12 protein-coding genes are annotated in these 14,468 nt (G+C 74.0%); 5 read left to right on the forward strand and 7 right to left on the reverse strand.

Annotation, left to right across the window (positions count from 1 at the left end; genetic code table 11):
• Positions 1–62: 62 nt before the first annotated feature.
• The 3 genes from ACFZP7_RS32690 to ACFZP7_RS32700 form a co-directional block, all read right to left on the reverse strand.
• Positions 63–1,835 (reverse strand): beta-ketoacyl synthase, encoded by a 1,773-nt coding sequence (locus ACFZP7_RS32690; protein WP_210902452.1) that lies wholly within the window; start codon positions 1,833–1,835, stop codon positions 63–65.
• 212 nt (positions 1,836–2,047) lie between these two features.
• The gene (locus ACFZP7_RS32695) at positions 2,048–2,623 is read right to left on the reverse strand and encodes a dihydrofolate reductase family protein (protein WP_385637697.1); all 576 of its coding nucleotides are present in this window, start codon (positions 2,621–2,623) and stop codon (positions 2,048–2,050) included.
• A 123-nt stretch (positions 2,624–2,746) separates the two neighbouring features.
• Positions 2,747–4,102, reverse strand: a complete 1,356-nt coding sequence (locus ACFZP7_RS32700) for an MFS transporter (RefSeq protein WP_385637699.1) — start codon at positions 4,100–4,102, stop codon at positions 2,747–2,749.
• Positions 4,103–4,483: 381 nt separating this feature from the next.
• Between ACFZP7_RS32700 and ACFZP7_RS32705 the strand changes: the two genes are divergently transcribed.
• A complete protein-coding gene (locus ACFZP7_RS32705) occupies positions 4,484–5,353 on the forward strand; it encodes a PhzF family phenazine biosynthesis protein (RefSeq protein ID WP_385637701.1) in 870 nt (289 codons plus the stop codon).
• A gap of 125 nt (positions 5,354–5,478) precedes the next feature.
• A complete protein-coding gene (locus ACFZP7_RS32710) occupies positions 5,479–6,516 on the forward strand; it encodes a substrate-binding domain-containing protein (RefSeq protein ID WP_385637702.1) in 1,038 nt (345 codons plus the stop codon).
• 182 nt (positions 6,517–6,698) lie between these two features.
• Here the strand turns inward: ACFZP7_RS32710 and ACFZP7_RS32715 are convergent, their stop codons facing one another.
• Genes ACFZP7_RS32715 through ACFZP7_RS32725 form a run of 3 tightly spaced genes read right to left on the reverse strand, consistent with a single transcriptional unit; the run spans position 6,699 to position 10,110 of the window.
• Positions 6,699–7,409, reverse strand: coding sequence for a sulfite exporter TauE/SafE family protein (locus ACFZP7_RS32715; protein ID WP_385637705.1), 711 nt, complete (start codon positions 7,407–7,409; stop codon positions 6,699–6,701).
• Entirely contained in the window at positions 7,406–8,854 is a 1,449-nt protein-coding gene (locus ACFZP7_RS32720) for an amidohydrolase family protein (RefSeq protein WP_385637707.1), read from the reverse strand. Before ACFZP7_RS32720 ends, ACFZP7_RS32715 begins: the two co-directional genes overlap by 4 nt.
• Positions 8,851–10,110 (reverse strand): solute carrier family 23 protein, encoded by a 1,260-nt coding sequence (locus ACFZP7_RS32725; RefSeq protein WP_247707288.1) that lies wholly within the window; start codon positions 10,108–10,110, stop codon positions 8,851–8,853. Before ACFZP7_RS32725 ends, ACFZP7_RS32720 begins: the two co-directional genes overlap by 4 nt.
• Positions 10,111–10,712: 602 nt before the next feature.
• Here ACFZP7_RS32725 and ACFZP7_RS32730 point away from each other — a divergent pair.
• Both ACFZP7_RS32730 and ACFZP7_RS32735 read left to right on the forward strand, forming a co-directional pair.
• Positions 10,713–11,249, forward strand: a complete 537-nt coding sequence (locus tag ACFZP7_RS32730) for a hypothetical protein (protein WP_193515254.1) — start codon at positions 10,713–10,715, stop codon at positions 11,247–11,249.
• 139 nt (positions 11,250–11,388) lie between these two features.
• Positions 11,389–12,444, forward strand: coding sequence for a DUF6215 domain-containing protein (locus ACFZP7_RS32735; protein ID WP_385637709.1), 1,056 nt, complete (start codon positions 11,389–11,391; stop codon positions 12,442–12,444).
• Positions 12,445–12,457: 13 nt separating this feature from the next.
• On the opposite strand, the gene ACFZP7_RS32740 is transcribed toward ACFZP7_RS32735, so the two are convergent.
• Entirely contained in the window at positions 12,458–13,306 is an 849-nt protein-coding gene (locus ACFZP7_RS32740; RefSeq protein ID WP_385637711.1) for a helix-turn-helix transcriptional regulator, read from the reverse strand.
• Positions 13,307–13,468: 162 nt separating this feature from the next.
• Between ACFZP7_RS32740 and ACFZP7_RS32745 the strand changes: the two genes are divergently transcribed.
• Entirely contained in the window at positions 13,469–14,404 is a 936-nt protein-coding gene (locus ACFZP7_RS32745; protein ID WP_385637713.1) for an SDR family oxidoreductase, read from the forward strand.
• Positions 14,405–14,468 lie beyond the last annotated feature (64 nt).

A 14,468-nucleotide genomic window follows, 5' to 3' on the forward strand; every position in this document is an offset into this window, starting at 1 on the left:
CGCTGAGGCGCACAGTGGCCTGCGGCCGTGAACGACGGCCGCAGGCATCCGGGTCGGCCCGGTCAGCCCAGCCGGCGCAGGGCCAGTACGGCGTTGTGGCCGCCGAACCCGAAGGAGTTGCTCAGCACCAGGTCGCCCGCGGCCGGGAGCGCACGGGGCGCGCCCCGCACGAGGTCCAGGTCGACGGCGTCGTCGACGTCGGCGCAGCCGACCGTGGGAGGCACCGTCCCGTGGTGCAGGGTGAGCACCGCGGCGACGGCCTCGACGCCGCCCGCCGCGCCCTGGAGGTGGCCCAGGTGACCCTTGAGCGCGGTCACCGGCACCTCGCGGCGTCCCAGCACGCCCCGCAGGGCACGCGCCTCGGCGAGATCGCCGTCGACCGTGGCGGTCGCGTGGGCGTTGACGTGGACGACGTCCTCGACACGGCCCCCGGCGTCCCGCACCGCCCGCCGCAGCGCGAGCGCGATGCCGTCACCGGACGGATCGGGCGCCGCGACGTGGTGGGCGTCGGCCGACAGGCCCCATCCGGCGGCCTCGCAGTAGACGCGGGCGCCGCGGGCCCGGGCGTGCTCCTCGGACTCCAGGACGAGTATCCCCGCCCCTTCCGCGTTGACGAACCCGTCACGGTCCTTGGCGAACGGGCGCGAGGGCGAGCCGGTGGCCGGGTCACCCTCGGCCAGGGCCCGCATCGCCGCGAAGGACGCCATGATCGCGGGGGTGACGACCGCCTCGGCGCCGCCCGCGAGGGCGACGTCCACCCGGCCGTACCGGATGCGGTCGACGGCCTGCCCGATCGCCTCGGTACCGGAGGCGCACGCGCTGGTCACGGTGCGCGCCTCACCGGTGATGTGCAGATCGAGCGAGACCTGCGAGGCCGCCTGCGAGGGCACCGTCATGGGGGTGGTGAGCGGTGAGACGCCGCGGGGCCCCTTCTCCCGCAGCTTCCGGTCCCCGCCGACGAGCACCGACGCGTCCCCGAGGATGGCGCCGAGGCTCACTCCGACCCGTTCCGGGTCCAACCCGCTCTCGCGGGTGCCGCCGTCCGCGTACCCCGCGTCGGCCCACGCCTCACGCGCGGCCAGCACCGCGAACTGGGCGGCGCGGTTCATCCGCCGGGCCGCCTGGCGGGGCAGCAGCCCGGCCGGGTCCACCGGCACGGTCCCGGCGATCCGCACCGGCAGCCCGTCGAACTCCTCGTCCGTCAACTCCCGTATGCCGTGCCGTCCTTCGACGAGTCCCCGCCACAACTCGCCGGTGCCGACGCCCAGCGGGGAGACGGCGCCGAGCCCGGTGACGACGACCCGCCGCACCCCGGCCGGCTCGGCCTCCCGCACGGGGCGCGGCTCGTGCCGTACGACGTTGCCCGCCCGGTCGGCCTCGGCGGCCCACCGGCGGACGTCCGCGTCGGTGGCGCCGCCCTCCGGTGCCTCGCCCGAGTCCCGGTGCCAGGCGCCCCAGCGGCGCACGTGGGTCACGGGCTCGGCCTGCGGGTCGACGGCGCGCAGGCACACCACCCGGTCCCCGTCGCGGAACTCCACGCCGTCGAGGGGAGGCGAGCTGACCAGCGGCACCGCGGCCACGTCGAGCCGCCGCCCGGCGACGGTGACCCGCTGCTCCCGCCGCAGCTCCTCCTCGTGGTCCACCCCGCCGAGCGGGGGCCGCAGCACGAAGGTGATCACTTCCGGGGAGGCGGGCCGCGTGTGCAGGACCACGTGCCACCGCCGCCGGGTCGCGTCCTCGGGCGACAGGGCCAGCAGGTCGCCGGGGACGACCTCGGCGGCGGTGACCTGGTAGGGGCGTATGGGTACTTCAGGCGTTTCGGGGGAGTGGGTCATGTCCGCGCATGCTCTCTTTGGTCCGAACTGTCGTACTGGAAGCGCTTATGAGTGTTCTGCACGACGTACGAACCGGCTATTGTTGAACTCGGGACATGTCCGTTTTACCCCGATCTACCATGGGGGTGACACGGGACACAGCAAACAACTCACCTGCTGGGCAGGTGAGTTGCTCGGTCGGGGGCGGGGTTGTGCGAATCGTCACCCGCGCGTCAGTGGAGGGTGGGCCGGTAGATCAGCTCCTGGACGTGACGGTCGAGGGTGCGGTGCTCGATCAGCTCCAGGTCGAAGTCGTCCGCCCCGCGGAAGACCGGGTCCAGACCGGTCCGGCCGGTGATGACGGGAAAGAGCGTCACCTGCACGCGGTCGACGAGCCCGGCGGCCATCAGCGCCCGGTTCAGCGACAGGCTGCCGTGCGAACGCAACGGGACCGCGGACTCCTCCTTGAGCCGTGCGACGATCTCGATGCCGTCCCCGCTCTCGACGGTCGCGTCCGGCCAGTCGGGGGCATCCTTGAGCGTCGTCGACACCACGGTCGCCGGCAGGTTCCGCATCCGGGTGACCCAGGGATCGCGCACGTCCGAGTCCTCGGTGCTCGCGGCGAGCATCCGTGTGAACGCGCGGTAGGTGTGTGCCCCGAAGACCATCCGCTGGTCCTGCTCGTAGAGGGCCAGGCGCCGGTCGAGCAGTTCGGGGCCCTGCTTCCCCCAGTACCCGGTCCAGTCGCCCCCGGCGGCGCCGTAGCCGTCGAGGCTGGAGAAGACGTCGAAGGTGTAGGTGGCGGTCATGTCGTCCTCCTCGAACGCGGCCGGTCGGCGGGGACGGGCCCGATGCGCCTCTCGTGGGGGGAGCGACGGCCGTCCCTGTCTTGTGGACCCGCCGCGCCCCCGGAACTCATCGCCGCACCGCCGTCAGCTTTCGGGCCGCCCCGGTCCCGGTCGCCCTTCCGCCCCGCCCGGAGCCTTCGGCGGGCCGGGCAGCGTCCGTCCCAGGCGGGCGAGCGGGGACAGGGCCATCAGCGCCGGCGACAGCAGCATGCCGGCGGCCGCGGCCAGCAGGCCGGTGCGCGTCCCCCAGGTCTCGGCGAGCAGACCGCCGAGCAGCGAGCCCAGCGGAGTGAGTCCCATGCCGACGAAGGAAATCGTCGCGGCGGCGCGCCCCTGCATCCCGTCCGGGGTGACGGCCTGCCGGACGGCCATGACGGTGACGTTCACGAGTTGGGTGAGGGCCCCGAAGACCAGATTGAGCGCGACGAGCGCGGGAAGCGTCACGGCGGAACCACCGTGCAGCGCGGGCACCAGCAGGAAGACGCCGTCACCGATCGTCGCCGCGCAGACGAGGACGACCCCGTGACCGAAGCGTCCGGGCAGCCGGGCGGCCAGCAAGGAGCCCAGGAGGGCGCCCGGCCCGGTGGCGGCGAGTGCCAGGCCCACGGCGGTGCCGGACAGGTGCAGCTCCCGCGGCAGGTGCAGGAGATAGACGGTCATGACCGCGGCGAGGGAGAACTGGAAGGCGGCCGAGGCCAGGCAGACGGTCCGCAGCGAGGTGTCGCCCGCGACGAAGCGGACGCCCTCGCCGACGCGCCGCCGGACGAGGGGAGGTCCGTCGGCGCGCACCGGGACGGTCTCGGGGCGGCGGATGCGCCTGATCGACAGGAACGAGAGGACGAAGAAGACGCTGCCCGACGCGACGGCGATCGGAGCCGACAGCGTGGTCACCAGCGTGCCGCCGAGGGCGGGACCGCCGATCTGCGCGGCGGACCGGCTGCCCTCGAGCGCGCTGTTGCCCCGCACCAGCTGGTCACGGCGCACCAGGCGCACCAACGACGCCTGGTAGGCGACGTCGAAGAAGACGGAGAGGGCGCCGACGGCGAAGGCCACCACCAGCAGCGTGGGCATTCCGAGCGCGCCGAGCAGGGCTGCCACGGCCGCGCCGCCCAGGGCCAGGGCCCGGCCCGCGTCGGTGAGGACCATCACCGTGCGGGTTCGCCATCTGTCCACGCAGACCCCGGCGAACAGCGACAGCAGCAGGATCGGTGCCTGCCCCACCGCGCGCAGGACGCCCAGCCCGCCGGCGTCGGCGTCGAGGGTCAGCACGGCGAAGAGCGGCAGGATCACCAGGGTGGTGTGCTCACCGAGCTGGGAGGACGTCTGGCCCAGCCAGAGCCTGCGGAAGTCGCCGTCGCGCCACAGGCGTGACGCGGGGCGCGGTCCGGAACCGGAGGAACCGGAGGAAGCGCGGAAAGGGGACGAGTACGACGATGGCACGGGGAACCCCTCGGAAGACCGAAGACGAGACCCGCCGACGGGTGCTCGAGAAGGAGCGCCTCAGGTTCGGCCGGCGGAGGAGGAAGGCTCGCTGTGCCGCGCGGTACGAGCAGCACGCGATGACGGGCCGTTCAGGGCCCAGAACGTCAACGCGTGCTCGGACGACCGACCATGTTCCGCTCCTCCCGGGTCACATGCCCCACACCATAGCCCGCCGCCCGCGACGGAATCGGGCCTTCCACGGAAGCGACGGCGGAAGGCGCGAGTATCGCCTTGATCTACGACCGTCTCCGCTGAGAACCTGCTTCGTCAGCACGATCACCCACCCACCCACCACCCTGCGGCAGCCATCCTGCGGCAGGTGAGCAGGAGTCGGAGACCATGACCATGTCGCAGTCGGCGGGGACCACCGAGGTGCTGCACTACACCGCCTTCTCCACCAGCCCGAGCGGTGGCAACGGAGCCGCTGTCGTCCTGGACGCCACCGCCCTCGACGACGCCGACATGGTGGCGATCGCCGCCGAACTCGGCTACTCGGAGTCCGCGTTCGTCACCCCCGGACCCGACCCGGAGGACGCGCGCTCGTTCACCCTGCGGTTCTTCAGCCCGAAGGCGGAGGTCGGCTTCTGCGGTCACGCCACCGTGGCCACCGCGGTGGCGCTGGGCGAGCGCCTCGGCACGGGCGACTTCGACTTCCACACCTCCGCGGGCCATGTGCCGGTGACCGTCCGGGAGCAGGACGGCGTCCTGAAGGCCACCCTCACCAGCGTCGTGCCCCGCGTGGAGGACGCCGACCCCGCCGACGTGACGGAGGCCCTGGCGGCGCTCGGCTGGCAGGCGGAGGAACTCGACGCCGCCCTGCCGCCGAGGATCGCCTTCGCGGGCGTGCGCCACCTGGTGCTGGCCGCCGGAACCCGCGAGCGGCTGGCCCGACTGGACTACGACTTCGACCGGTTGCTGCGGTTGATGGAGCGGCTCGACCTGACGACCGTTCAGCTGGTGTGGCGCGAGGGCCCGGCCGTCTTCCACGTGCGTGACCCGTTCCCGGTCGGGGGTGTGGTCGAGGACGCCGCGACGGGTGCGGCGGCCGCGGCGTTCGGCGCCTACGCCCGCGCTCTGGCCCTCGTCCCGGACGACGCGAGGCTCACGCTCCACCAGGGCCACGACATGGGCCGCCCGTCCCTGCTGGAGGTGGACCTGCGCCCCGGCGACCCGCGGGTGCGCGTCACCGGAGCCGCCATCGCCGTCTGAGGAGCGTGCCCGGACCGAGGCGTACGACGTCGTTGCCGGGCGGCTGCCCACGACCGGTGGTCGTAGGCTGATCGGCGAAGATGGCTGGGTCAGCCGCAACCACCGATGAGGGGTGTCCGTTCCGCATGGCTCCGTCCGCCTCGGGTCCGAGGCCGCCCACGATCACGGATGTCGCACGCGCCGCCGGGGTGTCGCGCACGACCGTGTCGCACGCCCTGAACGGGCTCGGCAAGGTCGACCCCCGCACGCGCGAACGCATCCGGCAGGTCGCGACGGAGCTGGGGTACCGGCCCAATCTGCGGGCGCAGCGGCTGCGGCGCGGGCAGGCGAAGGCCATCGCGCTCGCCTCCTCGATGCCGTTCGCGGTGGCGGGCGGACCCTCCCGGCTCGGGTTCTACATGGAGGTCGCCGCCGCGGCGGCGGAGAGCGCCCTGCTCCACGACTACGCGCTCGTGCTCGTGCCGCCGGTGCAGTCGGGTTCGGCGTTGTACTCCGTGGACATCGACGGCGCCATCGTGGTCGAGCCGGACATCGAGGACGCGGCGGCCGCCCAACTGCGCGAGCGCGGGCTGCCGTACGTGGCGCTCGGCCGACCCGTGTCGCCCGAGGAGGACACCCCCTACGTCGACCTGCGGGGCCGCCTGGTCGCGGACCTGCTGCTGGAACACCTGCGGGAGCAGGGCGCCGTCCGTCCGGCGCTGATCGTGGGCGCCGGCTCCCGGCACTCGTCCGTGGACGCGGTCGCCGCCTACGAGCGGCGCGCCGAGGAGCACGGCTGGACGCCCGTGGTGGCGAGGGTGCCGGAGTCGGGCGGTGAGCAGGCCGGGTACGAGTGCTGCGCCGCCCTGCTCGCCGAACACCCCGGCATCGACGCCGTCTGCGCACTGGTCGACGCCTTCGCGGTCGGTGCCGTGCGGGCCGTCCGGGACAGCGGGCGCGCCGTGCCGGACGACGTCATGGTCGTCACCCGCTACGACGGCCTGCGGGCCCGCACCTGCGAGCCGCCCCTGACGGCCGTGGACCTGCATCTGGACCGGGCGGCGTCCGACGCGGTGGAGTTGCTGCTGGGACGGCTGCGCGGGGACACCGCACCGTCGGTGGCGGCGTCCCCGGAACCGCGCGTGATCGCCCGGGCGTCGTCGCTGCGAACCGCCCGGGCCTGAGCGGGGTCCGCCCAGGGCTGAGCGCGAACTGCTCGGGCCCGAGCGCGAATCGTCCGGGCCCGAGCGTGAACCGCCCGGGCCCGAGCGCGGATTGTCCGGGCCCGAGTGCGAACCGCCCGGCCGGGCGCGGCGTGTGCCGCCGGGCGCGGCGCGTGTCGCCGAGGGCCGACCGTGCGGCCTCCTCACACGCCGATCATCAGGACCAGTCCGGAGACCAGCGCGAAGACCAGGACGAACAGCCGCGTGCGGCGGGCGTCCAAGCGGTGGTGCACCAGCCGGCTGAGCCACGCGCCGACGGCGATCGCCGGCAGCAGCAGCACCGCCTCGCCCACCTCCGCTGCCTGCGCCTTCCCGGTGCCCAGCAGCAGGGCCAGCGACGCCACCTCCCCGACCAGGAAGCAGGCGGCGACGGTGGAGCGCAGCTCGGCGGGCGGCCGGTGCTGGTAGACCAGCGCCAGCGGTGGCCCGCCGACCCCGGTCGCGGTCTCGGTCAGCCCGGTCACCGCTCCGGCGCCGACGTACGCGGCCCGGCCGGGGGTGAACGCGGGCGCGGCCAGGCTCACGACGGCCGCGAGCACCGTGGCCGCGCCGACGAACACGCCGAGACCGCGTTCCGGGATGAGCCAGAGCGCCGCCAGCCCGGCCGGGGTCGCCGCGAGCCGCGCCCCCGTGATCCAGCCCGCGCCGCGCAGGTCCAGCGACGCCCGTTCCCGCCAGGCGACGTACAGGTTGAGCGGGATCATCGAGGCCAGGACGAACACCGGGACCAGGCCGGGATCGACGATGCCGGCCACCGGAGCGACGATCAGCGCGAAACCGAGCCCGCTGCTGCCCTGGACGAACGCCGCCACGGCCACCGTGACGGCGAGGACCGTCAATGTCACCCAGGTCACCGTGCCGTGCTCCGTTCCCGTTCCAGATGCCGTGCCCGCGCCGCCGTGGACGTGGGATGCGCTCTGCCGACCTCCGCCCGTGCCACGGTGGCCCGGGCGAGTTCGACGGCGCGCCGCACCAGCGCGGCGCCGTCCCAGCCGGTCGGCCGGCCGTGCCACAGCCGTAGGTGACCCCCGACGAAGACGGCCGCGATCTGGTCCCGGTTGCCGCGGCGCACCAGCTCCCACGGCAGGTCCCAGGAGAGCGCCAGCTCCGGGGTGTCGATGTCCACGAGGAGGAAGTCGGCCGCCGTGCCCGGGGCGACGGTACCGGTGAGGGCGCCCAGGCCGACGGCGTCCGCACCGCCCCGGGTGGCGTGCTCCAGCCAGGTCCAGCCGGCGCCGCACGAGGAGTCCCCGCCGGCCAGCCCGTACGCCAGCCGCTGGGCGAACTCGGCGGCCTCGGCCAGCCGGAAGCCGTCGCCGCGGGTGCCGTCGGTGCCGAGCCCGAAGCGGATGCCGCGCTCGGCCATCGCCGTGGCCGGCGCCACCGCGTTGCCCTTCCAGGCACTGGCCACCGGGTTGTAGCTGACGGCGGTCCCGGTGTCGGCCAGCAGGGTCAGCTCGCGCGGCGTGAGGAGCGTGGCGTGCGCGGCGAGCAGCTGCGGGCCGAGGGCGCCGACGGCGTGCAGGTGCTCCAGGGGCCGCAGCCCGTGCCGCACCAGGGAGCGTTCCACGCCCGCCAGGTGCTCGTTGACGTGGATCTGTACGACGGCTCCGGCCTCGGCGGCCAGCCGGGCGGTGGCACGCAGGGTGCCCTCGGTGGCCGCCTCGGGGATGGAGACGGCCAGGGAAGCCCGCACCAGCGGGTCGCCGTCGTAGCGGGCGAGGTGCTTCTCGGCCCGCTCCACGACGGTCGTACGGCCGTCGCCGTCGGCAGCGTCGTCGTCGGCGTCGTTGCAGACGAGTCCGAGCACACAGCGGATCCCGGCGTCCCGCGCGGCGGCGGCGACCACCTCCACGTCCACGTCGGCGCGGGTCCCGGCGTCGGTGACGGTGGTGAAACCCCCGCGCAGCGCCTCCAGCGCGGCCAGCTTGGCCGCGGTGTACGCGGACTCCTCGTCCAGCGAGCCCTCCAGCGGTACCCAGACCCGGCGGAAGATCTCCGAGGGTTCCCCGAAGGCGAGCGCGGCGCCGAAGCTTTGGGTGAGGTGGTGGTGCGCGTCCACGAAACCGGGCATCAGCAGCCGGCCGGGCAGCCGCACCGCCCGCAGCCCCGGGTGGGCGCGCCGCACGGCTGCGGCGGGCGCGACCGACTCGAACCGGCCGTGGCGGACCACGACGGCCCAGCCGTCGACGGGACCCTCGGGGAGCAGGACCTTGTCCGGCTCGAGCAGGAGCGGGCCGGGGGCGGTCAGCAGGCCGAGTTCGGTCCGTGGGTCGGGTGCGGGCGGTGACTGGTTCATCGGTCGCTTTCTGTGCGGGCCGTGGTCAGGCGTGCGGCGACGCCCGGCCGGACATGGTGGAAGAGGATGTTGAGGACGGCGGCGACGAACGCGCCGACGGCGACACCGCTCTCCAGGAGGATGCGGACGTTCGGCGGGAAGTGGCCGTACACCCCGGGAACGAGGATCGGCAGCAGCCCCAGCGCCAGGGCGACGGCGCAGATGAAGGTGCTGGTGTGCCGGTCGAGGTCGGAGCGGCCCAGCATCTGGATGCCGAGCACGGTGATGACGGCGAAGACGACCATGGCGGTGCCGCCGACGACGGCCGAGGGGATCACGCTGATCGCGCGGCTCACGGGGGCGAGGAACCCGATCACGATGAGGACGACCCCGGCCGCGGCGGTGACGAACCGGCTGCGGACGCCGGTGACCCGGACGATGCCGATGTTCTCCCCGCTGGTCACCATGAGGGGCAGGCCGAAGCATCCGCCCAGCAGCGAGGTGAGGGCGTCCCCGCGCACGGTCCTGGGCACGTCGGTGCGGGCGTCGATGTCCTTGCCGACGGCCTCGGCGTTGATGACGGTCTGCCCGGTCGCCTCGGCCATGGAGGCCAGGCTGTAGAGCATCAGCGGCAGCGCGGCCACGAGGTTGAAGACGGGGGAACCGAACGGCATCGGCTCCGGCAGACTGAAGACCCCGCCGCCCCCGGCGCCGGAGGCGTCGATCGCGCCCAGCACGCCGGCGAGGGCGGTGCCGGCGAGCAGGCCCATCATCACGGCGAGTTGGCGCAGGATGCCGGTGAAGAGCAGGTAGCAGGCGACGGTGAACCCGATCGTCGCCATGCCCAGACCGAGGTCGCGCGGGTCGGCGAAGCCGGGCGTGCCGGGTTGTCCGGTGACCAGCACCGCGCCGACCTTCACCAGGTTGACGCCGACGATGACGATCATCGTCCCGATGACGAGGGCGGGGAAGAACCGCAGCAGCCGCGAGAAGACCGGGAGCACGACGAAGTAGAACGCCGCCGTGAGGATCACCGCGCCGGTGGCGGTGCGCAGCCCGTGCTGCTCGGCGATCGAGAGGAACAGGATGAGCGGCGCCCCGCCCGGCAGCATCACGAAGGGCAGCCGCGGCCCGAACTTCCAGGGCCCGAGCGACTGGATCAGCGATCCGACCCCGGACAGCACGAAGGCGGCGGAGAGCAGTTCGACGGTCAGCTCGGCGCCGAGGCCGAGCGTGGCGCTCATCAGGAACATCGCCGAGATCGGGGTGGCGGCCATGACCAGGACGTGCTGGATGCCGAAGAGCACGATCCGCAGAAGCGGACGCGACTCGTCCACGGGGTGGGGCGCGGACGGAGTGCCCTGCCCGGAGGTTCCGGCCTCGTCGGGGCGGTCGGGGCGGTCGGGGCGGGCGGGTCGGTTGGGCCCGTCCGGGTGGTCGGATCGGTCGCGCCGGTCGGGGCGGTCGGGGTGGTCGGTCTCGAAGGGGGCGGCGGTGGCTGGTCCGCGGCCGGCCGGGCGGGAGGCCGCGGACCAGCCTGGTGCGGTGTGTCGGCCGGCTTCGGGCCGGTCGTCGCTGGGATGAGACACGTTCGGGCTCCGTTCGGGCATACGGGCACAACGCTCGGGTTTCAGCCGCGATCCGGCCCTGGACGGAGAGCCAAATCGATTTGGCCAAATCGATTTGGCCGTCAGTATGAGGAGCCCGTCGCCTCACCGTCAAGCGCCGGGACGGCGCCGCGGACGAGATCGGCTCAGCCGCCCGTCGGCCGAGCGGCGGTCACCGAAGAGGCTGCCGGCCCGCGTGGCGTCCTCCCGCCCGACGAGGTGCCGGGCGAGCATGAGGCCGACCCGTTCCCCGTCCGTACCGAGGCGATGCGATGCCAGGCCACGCCGATCCCGTCCCCCCGCACGGAGCCGTGCCGAGGGGCGGCCCGCGGCACCGGCCGGCGGAATGGTGGCTGTTCCGGGGCATCTACGGACTGGTGCTGGCCAGCGCCCTGGTGGCCGCGCTGGACGTGCCGGGCGACGAGGCCGATCCCGCCCAGGACGCGCTGTGGGTACTCCTGACCGCGCTGGCCTCGGGTGCCGCCCACGGGTACGCGCACGTCATCGCCCGGCGCGCCGCCGGCGGAGGAACGGCGAGGGCGGGCCGGACACGGGCGATCCTCGCCGAGTGGCCGCTGGTCGCCGCCGTACTGCCCACCGTGCTGCTCCTGCTCGGCGCGACGGCTCACTGGTGGAGCGAGGGAACGGCCGCCGACGTGGCCCTGCTGTTCAACACCGTCGCCCTGTTCGCCCTGGGGTTCTCGGCGGCCCGGGCCGCCGGACTCGGCCCCTTGTCGTCCTGCCGGGCGGGGCTCGTGGACATGCTGATCGGGCTCGTGGTCATCGCGGCGGACGCGCTGATCGAGTAGCCGGGGGCGGTCACCGCCCTCGCCCCTCCGGCGGGCGGAAACGTCCGGATGACGCCGTCGGCCCCCGCTCCTTCGCGCGGTGCCCGGAACTATGGCTTCCGTCATAGCGGTGACGATCTTGACCTGCTGAGATCAGCCGGTGCTCGGTCTCCTGCTCCGCATCCTGCCCTTCTGGGTCCGTGAACCCCTCCTCATCGTGGTGGGGGCCGTCTTCGGCGTGCGCATCGCGTATCTGGCCGTCCATGACGAAGAGCCGGTGGCGGCCGGCATCGCCCTGGTGTTCCTCGTGTTCACCGCGGTCCGTGTCCGCACAGTGGTCCACGCCCTGCGCGCCCGCCGGAAGCCGGAACCGGTGGACGGCGGGGACGGCGGGGACAGTGCGGGCGGTGGGGACCGCACGGACCGCGCGGACGGCCGGGACGGCGTGGCGGCCTCGGCCGCCCACCGGCCCGAGCCCCAGGCCGCGCCCGCCGCCCCGGTCGCCCCTGCCGTCCCCGAGAAGGAGCCCAACGCGTGGGGCCAGGCCGTCGCGGCCGTCGCCGTCTTCGCGGCGATCGGCTTCGCGCTGTGGTTCGGCCCGCGGATACTGCCCTCCGAGGACGCGGCGCCCGCGAACGGCGTCTCCTGCCCGGACCTCGAGGAGGAGCCGCCGAGCGCCTACCGGGACACGCCCCGGGCCGTGACGGGTGACGTGCTGTGCCGGGCGCTCAACCGGCCCGACCTGGCCGGCCTCCTGGGAACACCCGGCGAGACCGCCACCGCCGCGTCCGGTGACAACGGCACCGCGCCCCTGACGGACGGGAAGGTCGCCCAGCCGGAAGCCGAGGTCACGTTCGACACCTACACCGTCAACGTCTCGGCCACCTACAACGACCTGACGATCGCCCAGTACGTGAAACTGCTGGAGACGGGCGGCCAGAGGGACCACCAGCCCCTGTCGGTGCTGGGCCGCCCCGCGGTCTTCTCCTCCGACCACACCATGAGGATCAGCATCGACCTCGCCAACGGTGCCTCCGGCGGCCCGGTCGAGCAGGGGCCCCTGGCCCGGACCCTCACCGTCGCCCTCGACCGGGAGGACCGCGGCGGCTCCTACGACATCACCGTCTGGAGCGAGTCCGGAGGTCTCCCGGAGGACGGCGTGCTGCTCGGCATCGCCGAGGAGGTCCTTCCGGCCGTCGCGGGACCGGCCGGCTGAGGCACGTCGCGGGTCAGCGCAGCGCCCGCGGGCCGATGACCGCGAGGAGGCGCAGCCGTTCGTGGCTCTCGCTGCCCGGGACCGCCGTGTAGACGACCAGACGGTGCGACTGATCGGGATCGAGGAGGGTCTGGCAGTTCAGCTCCAGTGCGCCGACCTCGGGATGGACGAACCGCTTGACGTGGTGCGGGCGGATGCCGACCTCGTGTCTGTCCCACAGGTCCCGGAACTCGTCGCTGCGGGCGAGGAGCAGTTCGGCGTAGTGGGAGGCCCGGGACCCGGGGCCCCGCAGAGCGGCCACCTCACGCAGACCGGACACGAACATCCGGGAGAGGAACGCGTGGTCCGCCGGTTCGTACAGCGCGCGGGTCCCCGGGTCGGTGAACCACCGGTAGCCGATGCTGCGCGCCGGGCCGGCGAAGCCCGTCGTGTCACCGGTGAGGGCGACGCCGAGCGGGGTCTGCCGCAGCGTCTCGCCCAACTCGGTGACGACCTCGGCGGGCGTGTCGGCCAGACGGTCGAGTACGCGCAGCAGCCCGGGGCTGATGTGCTCGCCGACGGCGCCGGTGCCCCGTACGGGCGGGGCGTGTCCGGCGAGACGGAAGAGGTGGTCCCGCTCGTCGAGGGAGAGGTGCAGCCCCTGCGCCATCGAGGCGATCATCGACTCCGACGGCTGCGGTCTGCGCTCGCGCTCCAGCCGGGCGTAGTAGTCGGTCGACATGTGGCAGAGCTCGGCGACCTCCTCGCGGCGCAGTCCGACGGTCCGGCGCCGCGGGCCGCGGGGAAGGCCGACGTCCTCCGGTTGCAGCAGCTCCCGGCGGCGCCGCAGGAACGCGGCGAGTGCGGCCCGGTCGATCTCCATACGTCACTCCCTCTCGTGCCGGTTCCTTTCTAGCGGGCGTGGCCGGGCCCATCCACGGATCGTCGATCCCCCTCTCCGGCCCTTCGGTGGATCGGCGGTCCCTGGATGGGCCCGGCGGCCGGGGACATGGTGGGGACAACGACAACGTTGGGGAGTGCACACATGCCACGCCAGGACTACGACGTCGACGTTCCCGACCTCACCGGGAAACGCGCGGTCGTCACCGGTGCCAGCGACGGGATCGGACTCGGTGTCGCGACGCGTCTGGCCGCCGCCGGCGCGGAGGTCGTCATGCCGGTCCGCAATCCGCGCAAGGGCGACGAGGCCGTCACCCGGATCCGTGCGGCCGTCCCCGACGCGCGGGTGTCGCTGCGGACGCTCGACCTCTCCTCGCTCGCCTCCGTGGCGGAGCTGGGCAGGACGCTGCTGGACGAGGACCGTCCCGTCCACGTCCTCGTCAACAACGCCGGCGTCATGACCCCGCCCGAGCGGCAGACCACGGCCGACGGCTTCGAGCTGCAGTTCGGCACCAACCACCTGGGCCACTTCGCCCTGGTCGCCCATCTGCTGCCGCTGCTGCGGGCCGGGCGGGCCAGGGTGACGTCCCAGGTGAGCGTCGCGGCGAACCGCAACGCAGTCAACTGGGACGACCTGAACTGGGAGCGTTCCTACCACGGCATGCGCGCCTACAGCCAGTCGAAGATCGCCCTGGGCCTCTTCGGTCTGGAACTCGACCGGCGCAGCGAGGCGGCGGGCTGGGGGATCACCAGCAACCTCGCGCACCCCGGAGTGGCGCCGACGAGCCTGCTCGCCGCCCGTCCCGAGGTCGGCCGAGCCGAGGACACGGTGGGCGTACGCCTGATCCGCGCTCTGTCCGCCCGCGGCATCCTCGTCGGAACGGTGCGCACGGCGCAGCTGCCCGCGCTGTACGCCGCCACTTCCCCCGGGGCCGTGGGCGGCGGGTTCTACGGGCCGGACTGGCCCGGACACATGGGCGGTCCACCGGCCGAGCAGAAGCTGTATGGACGCCTGCGCGGCACACAGGAGGCGCGGCGCGTCTGGGAGGTCTCGGAGGAGCTCGTGGGCGTCCGGTTCTGAAGGACACCGGCAGGAGGCCACGCGCGACCCGTGCGCGGAACCCGCGCGGTCCCGTGGCGCGAGA

It is taken from the genome of Streptomyces sp. SudanB5_2050 (assembly GCF_964272335.1).
GTDB lineage: Bacteria > Actinomycetota > Actinomycetes > Streptomycetales > Streptomycetaceae > Streptomyces > Streptomyces rochei.